This window comes from Aquabacterium sp. A08 (assembly GCF_011742065.1).
The window spans coordinates 1-11816 of sequence record NZ_JAAQQT010000605.1 but is presented as its reverse complement, the minus strand read 5'-3'; the positions used below and the strand labels follow the sequence as shown (position 1 = coordinate 11816).

12 protein-coding genes and 1 pseudogene are annotated in these 11816 nt (G+C 64.8%); 8 read left to right on the top strand and 5 right to left on the bottom strand.

What is annotated here, in order from left to right; translation table 11 throughout:
- Nucleotides 1-424 precede the first annotated feature (424 nt).
- The 4 genes from HA630_RS09485 to HA630_RS09470 all read left to right on the top strand — a co-directional run bounded on the left by HA630_RS09485 (nt 425) and on the right by HA630_RS09470 (nt 4988).
- A complete protein-coding gene (locus tag HA630_RS09485) occupies nt 425-1582 on the top strand; it encodes an ATP-binding protein (RefSeq protein ID WP_166834307.1) in 1158 nt (385 codons plus the stop codon).
- Nucleotides 1579-2271, top strand: coding sequence for a response regulator transcription factor (locus HA630_RS09480; RefSeq protein ID WP_166834305.1), 693 nt, complete (start codon nt 1579-1581; stop codon nt 2269-2271). Before HA630_RS09485 ends, HA630_RS09480 begins: the two co-directional genes overlap by 4 nt.
- A gap of 174 nt (nt 2272-2445) precedes the next feature.
- Complete coding sequence (locus HA630_RS09475; protein ID WP_166834304.1) at nt 2446-3288, top strand: PleD family two-component system response regulator; 843 nt, start codon at nt 2446-2448, stop codon at nt 3286-3288.
- A 119-nt stretch (nt 3289-3407) separates the two neighbouring features.
- Nucleotides 3408-4988, top strand: coding sequence for a methyl-accepting chemotaxis protein (locus tag HA630_RS09470; RefSeq protein ID WP_166834302.1), 1581 nt, complete (start codon nt 3408-3410; stop codon nt 4986-4988).
- A gap of 225 nt (nt 4989-5213) precedes the next feature.
- On the opposite strand, the gene HA630_RS09465 is transcribed toward HA630_RS09470, so the two are convergent.
- From HA630_RS09465 to HA630_RS09445, 5 genes are all read right to left on the bottom strand, one after another.
- Entirely contained in the window at nt 5214-7154 is a 1941-nt protein-coding gene (locus HA630_RS09465; RefSeq protein WP_166834300.1) for an ATP-binding protein, read from the bottom strand.
- Nucleotides 7155-7406: 252 nt separating this feature from the next.
- The gene (locus tag HA630_RS23585) at nt 7407-7655 is read right to left on the bottom strand and encodes a thermonuclease family protein (RefSeq protein ID WP_243855422.1); all 249 of its coding nucleotides are present in this window, start codon (nt 7653-7655) and stop codon (nt 7407-7409) included.
- Nucleotides 7656-7831: 176 nt separating this feature from the next.
- Entirely contained in the window at nt 7832-8587 is a 756-nt protein-coding gene (locus HA630_RS09455; RefSeq protein WP_166834298.1) for an SOS response-associated peptidase, read from the bottom strand.
- 213 nt (nt 8588-8800) lie between these two features.
- Nucleotides 8801-9367, bottom strand: coding sequence for a pyridoxamine 5'-phosphate oxidase family protein (locus HA630_RS09450; RefSeq protein ID WP_166834296.1), 567 nt, complete (start codon nt 9365-9367; stop codon nt 8801-8803).
- The gene (locus tag HA630_RS09445) at nt 9364-9573 is read right to left on the bottom strand and encodes a DUF2805 domain-containing protein (RefSeq protein WP_166834294.1); all 210 of its coding nucleotides are present in this window, start codon (nt 9571-9573) and stop codon (nt 9364-9366) included. Before HA630_RS09445 ends, HA630_RS09450 begins: the two co-directional genes overlap by 4 nt.
- 571 nt (nt 9574-10144) lie before the next feature.
- Between HA630_RS09445 and HA630_RS09440 the strand changes: the two genes are divergently transcribed.
- The 4 genes and pseudogenes from HA630_RS09440 to HA630_RS09430 form a co-directional block, all read left to right on the top strand.
- Entirely contained in the window at nt 10145-10720 is a 576-nt protein-coding gene (locus HA630_RS09440) for a LexA family transcriptional regulator (protein ID WP_166834292.1), read from the top strand.
- Between the two features lie 121 nt (nt 10721-10841).
- On the top strand, nt 10842-10976 hold the full coding sequence (locus HA630_RS24730) for a hypothetical protein (protein ID WP_256368626.1): 135 nt from the start codon (nt 10842-10844) through the stop codon (nt 10974-10976).
- 87 nt (nt 10977-11063) lie between these two features.
- Entirely contained in the window at nt 11064-11447 is a 384-nt protein-coding gene (locus tag HA630_RS09435; protein WP_166834290.1) for a LexA family transcriptional regulator, read from the top strand.
- 28 nt (nt 11448-11475) lie between these two features.
- A pseudogene (locus HA630_RS09430) lies at nt 11476-11816 on the top strand (DNA polymerase V subunit UmuC); the annotation flags it as partial.

Sequence of the window (11816 nt, the reverse complement as noted above, 5' to 3'; positions counted from 1 at the left end):
GGTGGGCTCCTTCAACGCGGACGTTGAGCCTGGGCTTCGATTTCGGCTTGAAGGAGGCGTCTGCGGTATTCGATAGGTTGTTCGCACGGGGCGTCTGTGTGATACCAGGCCATGCTGGGGTGCGGTTGATGTGGGTGAGCGCCTGGACAGGCTGGCGACGGGTGCGCGCAAACCATTGCTCAGGCCGTCGGACGTGCAGGGGAATTGTCCCTTTCCCCGTTTGGGAGATATCCAGGACAAGGAATGCACCCACACCGAACCGGCACAAACTGGACCCAGCCATCGTGAACAGAGTAGGATTTACGTAGGCATTTGAGGGGCACAGCACCGTATTCTTCAACCAAATGCATGACTTGGAGCCATGTCTTGCAAACATCCCGCTTCGGACGCCAGGCCTGCACCGGGCGTTGATCCCGTCGACCACTTGCATCTGCTCGAAAGCCTGCGCGAGGTGGTTTGGGCACTCGATGTGGACAGCCTGAAATTCCAGTACGTCAGCCCCCACGTCCACCACATGCTCGGATACCCCCCAGGACAGGTCATGGAGCAAACACTCGGTGCATGGCTGCCGCCCACTCAGCGCGAACAGACGCTCGAACTTGTGCGAACCAGGGCCCAGGCGTTCAGGTCGGGGCGCATCAACGAAGACACCCACTTTATCGATGAGATCGAACAGCTCAAGTCGGACGGAACGCCGCTGTGGACCGAGGTGCTGACCAACTTCCGGCACCATGCCGACAGTGACCGCCTGATGATGTACGGCACCACCCGAGACATCGACGCCCGCAAGCGCTACGAACAGGCGCTCTTGTCCGCCCAGACCGAAACCGAGCGCATCAACCAGGCCTTGAAGGAGGCCAACGACGAACTGGTCCGGATGGCCGCCCTGGCCCAGCAGCAGGTCGAGCGGGAACGCAGCCAGCGCGAAGAGCAAGAAAAGCTGTTCGCCATGTTGGCGCACGAGCTCAAGACGCCGTTGGCCGCCATCGGCATGCTGGCCGAGACGGTCCAGCGCCAGGACGGCGCCGAGATCAGCCGCGCGGTTCGCGACATGAACGACGTCATTGAGCGGTGCATCCAGTCGGGACAGCTGGGCGACAACCGCCTCCTGCCTCGGCTGGAGGCGTGCGACGCTGTGGCGCTGGTGCAGCGCGCGATCACGGAAAGCCGGTGGCACGCCCGGCTGGACCTGACGTGCGAGGCAGCATCCCCGCCCTTGAACAGTGACCCACCCATGCTGCGCACGATCCTGGACAACCTGATCGACAACGCGGCGAAGTACAGCCCCCGGCAGAGTCGCATCCGGGTACTGACCGGCACAGACAGCCGCGCGGGCACCCCGGGCTGGACCGTCCAGGTCATCAACGAGCCAGGCACCGCGGGCTGGCCCGATCCGGAGCAGTTGTTTGTGAAGTACTACCGGGCGCCGCACGCGCACCGCCAGATCGGCGCGGGTCTGGGGCTGTTCCTGATCGCCGGCCTGGCCCGTCTGCTGGGTGGACACATCGACTACGTGCCGACCTCCACACACATCCGCTTTGTCTGCTGGTTGCCGCTGGATGCCTCGGAGCCCTCGGCATGAACATCCTGGTGATCGAAGACAACGACAGCCTGCGCCATGCCACGGTGCAAATGCTCAACCGCAACGGGCACCGGGCCAGCGGGCTGGTCTGCGCCGAAGACATCGATGACATGCCGCTGGACCCGGCACCCGACCTGTACCTGATCGACCTGAACCTGCCTGGCGAAGACGGACTGAGCCTGTCCCGGCGCCTGCGCGCGGCGCAGCCCTACGTTGGGATCATCATGGTGACGGCCAGGGGCCAGGTGGATGACAAACTGGCTGGCTACGAAAGCGGGGCCGACATTTACCTGCCCAAACCGGTGGACCCGGCCGAACTGCTGGCGGCCGTGTGCACGCTGGGGCGACGCCTCGACGCCCCGAGGCCTGCCACCGGCCTGCCCCAGGCCAGCGCGTTCCGCGTGGAGTTGGCCACGCGCACACTGCACGGCCCCAACGGCACCGAGACGCTGTCCGAAAGCGAATTGAGCACGCTGACCGGACTGAGCCGAGCCAAGTCGCGGCGGCTGGAAACCTGGCAGATCATGCACATGATCGGCGTCGATCCAGAGACCTACTCCAAAGCCTCGCTGGAGGTCCGCATGGTCCGGCTGCGGCAGAAACTGCACCGGGTCGGGGCTCCCACCGGGGCGATACCGCCCGTCAGGGGCTACGGCTACCGCCTCGATCTCGACCTGCAGTGTTACTGAGGCCAGGGCTGCCGTGGCCCTGAGGTAGGGTTTCTGTAGGGCTGGGACAGACGCGCACCCTTATTGTCCTAGACATCCACTCTGGATGTGCTGCCGCCAGTCCCATGCCTGGGCAAATCGCCCCAATCCGTGCCCCAGCAGCCGAGAGTGAGCCGCCTCCTGCCCCATATCCCCATGCTCTCGCCCTTGCCTCTGCCTGCTTGCGACACCCCCACGACCTCCCCGGAGCGCATTGGCCTGCTGTGCCATGACGCACAAGACGTCTCAGCGCTGGTGGAGGCGCTCATCGGTCACGGCTACGACTGCGAAGCCTTCACGAACACGACGGAACTGGGTCAGTCGCTGGCCCACACCCCGCTGGCGGCCGTGCTGGTCATGCACCCCCACCTGCTGAGGGATCGGGACGGGCTGGTCACGTTGCGGGCGCAACTCGGGGCGTTCAGAGAACTGGTCGCCGTGTGCGACCAGACCGACATCCAAGCGCGGCTGACCAGCGTGCGCGCCGGCGTGACCAGACACCTGCTTTGGCCCTTGCCACCGGTGGACCTCTGCGCGGCACTGGACGAATGGCTGAGTCACCAGAGACGGCGCCCACACCGGGTCCTGATCGTGGACGACTCCGCCGTCACCCTGCGGCACCACGCCCAGATGCTGACCAACATCGGCCTGGATGTGCTCACGCTCAGACAGCCGCTGCAACTGCTGGAGGCTGTCCACAGCTACCGGCCCGACGTGGTCGTGCTCGACATGTACATGCCGGAGGTGAACGGCATAGAACTGGCGGCTGTCTTGAGACAAGAGGCGGCGCTGATCCAGACCCCCATTCTGTTCCTCTCCAGCGAGGAGGAGCTGGACCTGCAGCTGCAGGCCTTGAACGCCGGCGGCGATTATTTCCTGCTCAAACCGGTCACACCGGTGAACCTGGTTGGGGTCGTCTCCACCCTGGCCGAGCGCTCGCGCAAGGCCAGGCGCCTGTGCCCAATGGCCGCCCCCCTGGCCCCAGACAACAAGCCGTGAATGCTGCGCCGGGGCTTGCACACGCCGTGCTTTGCGGTCCACACACCGCAATCGTGGTCCATGCCCCGGTGACCGAATCTGTGCTCTTTCCCTGAACCCCCTGCTCCACGAAGGTCCCCATGCGCCGTCTGACCCTTGCCCAGCGACTGCTGCTGTCTAGCGCCGTGCTGCTCACCTTGATGACGGTCACGGCCGTCACGGTCTGGGTCATGATGGGCAAAGTGGTCGACGCAGCGGACCGCATCAACCAGGTCAACGTCCCTCAACTTGGCCTGATTGGCGAGTTGGAGCTCAACGTCACCCGGTCCTCGCTGCAACTGCGCCACGCCATCCTGTCGCGCGACGAGCAGGAACTCAACACCACGCTGCAAGACATTGCCGCCAAAAAAGCCATGCTGCAGCAAACCCTGGACCGCTTCGGACAGGGCATGACAGACGAGGCGGGACGCGCCGCCTTTGCGCCACTGCCCGCACTGATGAACACCTTCTGGCAGGTGGCCGAGCAGAACGTGGCCCTGATCGTGGCCGGCCAGCGTGAAGAGGCGTTTGCCTTTCTGGTCGACCAGACCATCCCCAGCCGCAACCGGCTGCTGGCCCCGCTCGCCGCGGAAAAATCCCGTCAGAGTGAGGCCCTGTCCCAGCGGATCACCGAAATCACCGAGCTTTCGCTCCTGGACCGCAACGTGGTGGTGGTGGCCGTGCTGCTGATCGCTGCGGGCCTCCTGGGCTTGACGGCGTACCTGCGTGTGGTCACCCGCGAACTTGGCGGCGACCCGGCCGTGCTCAAGCAGGTGGTCGAGGCGGTGGCCGCCGGTGACCTCACCGTCGCGATCCGCACACGGGCGGGGGACGAGCGCAGCACCCTGCACTCGCTGCGCCTGATGACCCAGCGACTGGAAACCTCGGTGGCAGGCGTGAGACAAACCGCCGAGCAAGTGGCCAATGCCAGTGCGGAAATTGCCTCGGGCAACCACGACCTGTCACGGCGCACGGAGCAGCAAGCCAGCGCCTTGGAGCAGACCGCGGCCTCCATGGAGGAGCTCAGCAGCACCATCGGCCACAACTCTCAAAGCAGCCAGAGCGCGAGCGCCATGGTGGTGCATGCCACCGAACTGGCGCAGCGCGGCCAACGCGTGATGAACGAAGTGACCGCGACGATGGCCGCCATCGCCGACAGCAGCCGGCAAATCAACGACATCACCGCCACCATCGACAGCCTGGCGTTCCAGACCAACATCCTGGCGCTCAACGCGGCCGTCGAGGCGGCCAGGGCCGGCGAGCAAGGGCGTGGTTTTGCGGTCGTCGCCGGTGAAGTGCGCAGCCTGGCCCAGCGCAGCGCGCACGCGGCCAAAGAAATCCGCGTCCTCATTGACAACAGCGGCCAGCGGGTGAAGCTCGGTGGCGAGCTGGTGGGCCGCGCCGAGGCGAACATGGGCGAGATCGTCCAGACCGTGAAAGAAGCCAGCGCGTTGATGACCAAGATCAGCGAAGCGAGCTTGGAGCAAAGCCACGGCGTGCAACAGGCCACCGAGGCGATCGCCCACATGGACCAGGCTACCCAACAGAACGCGGCGCTGGTGGAGGAAATGGCAGCGGCCGCGCAGAGCCTTCAACAACAGGCCCAGACGCTGCTGGCGGAGGTGGGGGTGTTCCGCATCGCCGCTTCGTCACCGCAGCAGCTTCGGTTGTCGCGGCCATGAAGGCTGTGCAGCCCGGCACCGCCCCAGCCCCCACGTTGGGCCAGCCATCCGGCCACTCAGGCACTCCCCCCACAGGAGATGACGCCATTCAGAGGTCACTGGCTCAGGCATTGCGTGCGCCCATGAACGCCATCCTGGGGTTCGGTCAATTGCTGGAATGCGACCCCAACCTGAGCCCTGGACAGCACGAATGTGTCCGCGACATCCTGCAGGCCGCGCACCAGATCATGGAAACGGTCGTTCGCCTGGAGCAGCAGAGCCTGACGGCAAGCTCAGAACAAAACGGATCCAACGCTCGTCGGGGACATAACGGACATCACCAGCCAGGGCGCGCATCAGATTCCTGACCAGGTACAAGCCCAGGCCGGTGCCCGATTGGCGCCGGGCCTGGGTGGAGCGGTAGTACTTGTGGAACACCTGGTCGGGATCGGGCCACCCCGCAACCCCAGGTGGGTTGCGCACCGTGATGTGCAGGACAGCCCCTTGGGCAGGGCGCTGGAGCTCGACCTCGATGGGGCCGTCGGTGTGCGCGTATTTGCAGGCGTTCTCGAGGAGGTTGTTCAGCGCAATCAGCAACAGCTGTGGGTCCGTTGAAACCAGGCAAGGCTGGGCGGCCGAGAAGCCGATCCGGCCAGGGCAGGAGACGCCGGCGATGGCCTTTCGGATGAGCTCGCACACATCCACCGTCACATGCCGCGCCTGGAGTTGTCCGTCGCTGACCTGGGTGGCGTGCAGGCACCGGTCGATGACCCTGTTCATGTCGCCGATGGACTGCTTGATCTCTCGGCCGGTCTCGCTCTGATCCAGGCGCATGAGGATGGCGGCCAGGGGGGTCTTGAGTTCGTGGGCCAGCATGGCCAGAAGCCGCCCCTGCTCTTCCCTGACCTCGCGCTCTTGCTGGGCCTGCAGTTGGGTAAGGTGCAGGGCCATCTCGGTGCTGCGCTGCTGCTGGCGCTTGGTGTGGCTGCGGTACTGCAGCATCACCAGGATGAGCAAGGCGGTGATCAGGATGTGGGTTTGTATGATGTAAAGCGTCATCTCCGAACCGGAGATCAAGCCCAGTCCGGGCAAGGCGGCAAACATCAGCGTGATCACCAGCACGACGTAAAACAGGAGCACCACCGGCCGGGCCATGGCGGGCCGCTGTGGCGTGGCGGCCTGCCAGCCTGTGGCCAGGTACACCGACAACAGGAAAATGAAGGGCGACCAGGTTACTTCACTGAGGTTGAGATGGAGTGCCGCGGACACCATGCCCGATGCGTACAACACCAACTTGATCGGAAAAATCCCGAGCAAGACCAGGTGCAGACGCGTGGCCCACCTCGGCGGCGAAAACTCCCTGAGCAGCAGGACATGGAACAGCACCGCCGAGCTGACCGAGACTATGCTGAGCAAACTCGAGGACTGGTCTATCCACCCGGCCGGCCATTGGGCGGGCCAGACCGACCGCAAATAGCCCGACGAGACGACGGCGTAACTCAACGACGTCACCTGGGCCAGGGCAAAGGCCGAGATGACGGGTTCTCGGCTAAAGACCGCCTGCAGGATGGCCCACAGCGCCAGAACGGCCACCAAGCCGATGTAGCCCGCAAAAAAGATCGCCTGGCGCTGCGTCTGGCGTATCAGGTCGTCCACATTCAGCGCCTCGACGTGGATCTGTCGGGTGCTGGTCGAACGCAGGCTCAGCCAAATGTCGCGGGGGGCCTCCCCCCTGGCGATGGGTATTGTGAAGTCCAGGCTTTCGAACTCATCGCCGCGAGGATGCTGCAAGTCTCCGGTCACATGGGCCACCGCACCGCCCACCAGAGGATCGAAGAGCCGAACCTCATCCAGGTAAACCGGGCGGATGCGCAAGACCAGGCGATCGGCGTCCACCCCCTTTCGGGCAGAAACGCCAGGATCGATGCGCAGCTTGAGCCAGATCACCGAGCGCCCATAGCCACGGCTGAGGGTGCCCTTGAACGCCTGGGTGGGTGATTGCTGAACTTCTGGCCAGTTCTTCTGCCCAGAGGGATCCTCCAACCAGTGGCGCTCGACGATGTGGTCCTGGGCCTGGGCAGCGCTCGCCCAGGCCAAAAGCCATGCCAGCAGGGCCACCACCAGCAGATGCCTGAACGCCGAGGCCCTGTTCATCCTGCAGAAAACTCCATGAATGGCATCGAACATCGGCAGAACAGGTTGTGCGGCACAGGCAAGCCCCGTGCGCGTCGTGGGGTAGCAGTGTAATCAGATTGACGCAGGGCGTGCTCCTTGGTCGCCCATGCCCTTATTTCCGGAGAGGGGGCCGGATTGACCGTGTCAACTTTTGGCCCTTTCAGGCGCAGAACAGACCCGATGGCCTCACGAAGCAGTCACACAGGGGGACGGTTGGATGGCTTCATGCGCCAGTCACTTCTGCCAACGCGCTCGCGGGAACTCCTACGGCGGCACGGGCTTGGGGTCTGTCCACAGTCCCACGCGCTGGGCTCGGGCATCGTCTTCGGCCTGGGCGTAGCGCCTGCGCTCTTCGGGCGGTTGTTCCCGTTCGTACTCTTTGTAGTGCCAGGCCATGCCGGCTTGCAGCTGCTGCAGGTTGGCGTCCTGTCCTTGCAACACGATCTTGCCGTTGAGGCGGCCGTAGCGGTCGGTCTTGTTGAAGTCCACTTCTACGGTCTGGCCGAAGACCAGGTCGGAGAGGTGCTCCTTGGAGCGCTGACCGAAGGCTTGGGATCACTCGGGAGCGTCGATGCCGGAGAGCCGGACTTTGTGCTGGGCCTTCTGCGCATCGAGCACAGTGACGGTATCGCCGTCGGCTACCCAACCACCCGACCGCTCAGGTCAACCAGCTGGTCTGAAGGCTCTGCTCAGAACAGTGAGGGCTGCGAGCTGTTGTGGGTGGTTGGGGTGGCTCCGGGGGCTTCGGCTGCTGGGGCTGCGGGTGCTGTCTTTGGCAGGTTCTGCACGGCACGGGGTCTGGCCTGCGGTGCCGGCTCAGCGGTAAGTGTCCCGCCTGCGGGCACAGCGCACATCTGCATGGCTTCGTTCACGTCGGCGCTGAGCCAGATCTGGAACTGCTCAGGCGGGAGTACCACCACGCTGCGCTTCTCATCCCCCGGTCGGTGAAACCGCCCCATCACCGGGTGGCCATCGGCGTTGACGGTGAGCATGGAGAAGGAGGTGACGATCTCGCCGGTGTCGGTGTCCGTCCAGCGGTCCCAGATGCTGGCCACGCCCATGGGTTGACCGTCGGCTCTTTGGATGCGCCAGCGCACCGCCCTGCCCGTCTCCCAGCTGGGCTCGAAGAAATCGTCGAGCAGCGCGATGGCAAACCGGCGTTGGCGCCAGGGGGTGCGGTAGCTGGGCTTCTCGGCCACCGTCTCGGTGCGGGCGTTGTAGGTCTTGCGTCCGATCTGGGTGGCCGCCTGGGTGTCCTGGGTCCAGTGCGGGATCAGGCCGAAGCGGGCCAGGGTGCATTGCACCCCGCCCTGCCCGTCTTTCAACGCGATAGGAGCGGCGTAGCCGGGATAGGTCTCGGGTGGGCACGGCTGGCTGGGCAGGTCCACCCCGAGGGTGGCGCGTGTCCATGACCCGTTGCGGGTGGGGCTGAAGTGGGTGCACATACCGGTGGAGACGGGGATCACCGCTGCCCATGAAACAGGCAGCGGTGACGGAGGCCTTGCAGATCAACGCATTGTTTCACTTCACGGGCGCTTATCCACAAGGTTGCCCACGCTGGTTGGGGATGAATGCCTGGCCACCCTAAGTGCCCACAATGGGACGGCCATGGCGACAAAGCTTGGGGTCGGCCAGGCGAATGGCGCCCAGCCCTGCGTTCAGGGCACGACCCACTGGCCGACCCAGTGCTGGGCCCGGGTGTAGACCGCACGCCGGTGGTCTGGTCCCAGGTGCAGCAGGTCCATTGCCTGAATGTGCAGGTGCAGCACGGCAAACGCCGCCGGGTCGGGTTGCCGGTCCCAGGCCAGGGCGTCGCCGAGGGGCGAGCCCGGCGCATGCGCGCTGTAGGCTGTGCGGGACCCTTCGGGCACGCGGGACCAGGCGGTTGCGGCCTGCGGCCCGGTGAGCACCTCCACCTCGGCCTGGAGGCGGATTTGCAGTTTCTGGCCACTGTCCCAAACGTGCAGTGCGGCCACCGGTCGCGCCCCCAGATCGGTGATCTTGGATGAGTGCAGGTTGGTGTGGATTTCCAGCCTGCCGCGGGCTGGGTCCGCACCACGCAGCACCACGGTGCGGGCCTGGGGCATGCCTTCGGGTGAGACGGTGGCCAGGGTGGGATGGCGTGCGGGCGTGTGCCGGTCGTGTACGCCACGGATCAGCCGCTGCCACGCCTGGGCGTACAGGGTGCCCAGTGCCACGGCCCAAGGGTGCGGGTCGGTGCTCACTTGTAGGTCTCTCGCCGTTCAGAGAATCTTCTGAGCCGTTTGCGCCAAGCCAGGTAGCTGCCACGCTTGAGTTCACGGCGCATCAGGGCTTGGACCTCGTCGGGACCCCTGCCGTAGAGGGCACGGATCTGGTCAAAGCTGACGTGGTCGCTGAGGGCGAGTGGGATGATGTCGCTGACGGTGGCAGCGTCAGCGGGAGCCCCCATCTTGGAACGCCCGGCTCGACCTGGGCTCACCGGTCGAACCCGTCTGACTCGACAGTCGGAGCCGAAGCCGTGGGATGCGTGTACGCTGACCTGTCTTCAGACGCTGGGGGAAAGCACATCTGGCTGCCGTCCCAACGCTGGCCACACCAGCAATAGCCCTCGGCGTTGATGAGGCAGGTGCCTGTTCCGCAGCAGCGTCTGTCTTCCATGTTCACGATTCCAACCCAGTTGCACGAAGGTTAAGCCCAGGCCAATGTCCGCGCCGAGGGCAAGGTCAACCGAAGCCGTGGACGGAGGCCACAGCCCGACCACCCGGGCGCGCAAGGTATTGGCCCGACAGACCCACACCCAACCGCACATGGCCAAGGCCAGCGCCTGTTTCCACCCAGGTTTCATGAAAGACCGATCCGTTCCGATGCTGGTGCGAAGGCGTCAGAGCTTAAAACATGCCGGTGTAGTGAAAGCTTAGGCCCAGAGTCTGAGCGGGCTGCCCAGCAGCGAGTTGACGCCAGGGACTGAGCGGATACGATAGTGAGCAATCATTCACTGCCGTTCTTTCGCCGCCGTCACCATGCCCGACCAGAAACACCTCAACGCCCTGCGCACCCATTGGAAAGAACACAAGGCGTTTCCGTCCATGGCCAAGCTGGCCGACGTACTGGGGCTGGCCTCCTCGGGTGGGGTGTTCAAGGTCATCGGCCGCCTGGTGGACGCGGGGTATCTGGAGCGGGTGGAGGGGCGCATCGCGCCCACGCGAGCGTTCTTTGCCCTGCCGGTGATGGGCCAGGTACGCGCCGGTCTGCCCCAGGAACAGGACCAGTCGGCGGGCCTGGAGATGGTGGGCGTCGAAGACTACCTGATTCAAAACCCCGAACGCACGGTGTTCTGCCGCGTGCGGGGCGATTCGATGAAAGACGCCGGCATGCTGGACGGTGACATGGTGGTGGTCGAGCGCAACCGTCCCACCAAGGCCGGTGACATCGTGGTGGCTCTGGTGGACAACGAACTCACCGTCAAGTACCTGCACCCGCTCAAAGGCTCTGGCGGCTGGGTGCTGAAACCCGCCAACCCCGACTACCCGGACATCGTGGCGCAGCAGTCGCTGGAAGTGCTGGGCGTTGTGGTGGGCCTGTTCCGCCGCTTCTGAAGGACGTTAAAGCCACCTCGTGGCGGGTGGATGGGGCTTGACAGCTGGCAGCGGCGGAATTCACAATCGTGAACATACATTCACTTTTGTGAGCTTTCTGCTCACCCCGCCGGAGATACCCATGAGCCTTAAAGCACTGATCCGCCGACTGACCGGCAAGGGTGGCGCCATCAACCGCGCGACCTCCTCTCGTGACGTGTGCCGCCTGAACTCCATCGCCCTGGCGGCCAAGGTCTCGGTCTGGGAACTGGATTGACGCATGGGTCGTATGCTGGAAGTCCTGGGCCGGTCCGAAGGCCGTGCGGCCATTCTCCAATGCTTTGGACCAGGTGCGGCTTTGACCATGCCCCGGGTGGAGCACAGCACCCCGGCGGGCTTTCCTTCGCCTGCGGCGGATTTCGAGACGCAGCGGGTCGATCTGGTCGAGCAACTGGGGCTGAACGAGCCGTCCACCTTCCTGGCCCGGGTGCGCGGTCTGTCGATGATCGGCAAGGGCATCGACGACGGGGACCTGCTGGTGGTCAACCGGCTGATCGAGGCCAAGCACGGCCAGACGGTGGTGGCGGTGGTGGACAACGAGCTGACCTGCAAGACGCTGTACCAGCGCGGTGGAATGGTCAAGCTGCAGGCGGCCAACCCGGACTTCCCCGACATCCTGCTCAAAGACGGGCAGACGCTGGTGATCTGGGGCGTGGTGGTCTCGGTGGTCAAGCGCATGCCGGTGTGAGCGGTCTGCACTGCTTGTTCGCCACGCCATGGCTCCGCCTGTCTTTGCCCTGCTCGATGGCAACAACTTTTACGCCTCCTGCGAGCGGGTTTTTGATCCCCAACTGGTCGGCCGCCCAGTGGTGGTGCTGTCCAACAACGACGGCTGTGCGATTGCCCGCAGCGAAGAGGCCAAGGCCCTAGGCATCAAGATGGGGGCACCCTGGTTCAAGATCCGGCATCTGGAGGCCGAAGCGGATCTGATCGCCCTGTCGGCCAACTTCGAGTTGTACGGGGACATGAGCCACCGGATGATGACCATGGCCGAGACGCTGGGCTGTGGCCAGGAGGTCTATTCCATCGACGAGTGCTTTCTGGACATGACGGGCAT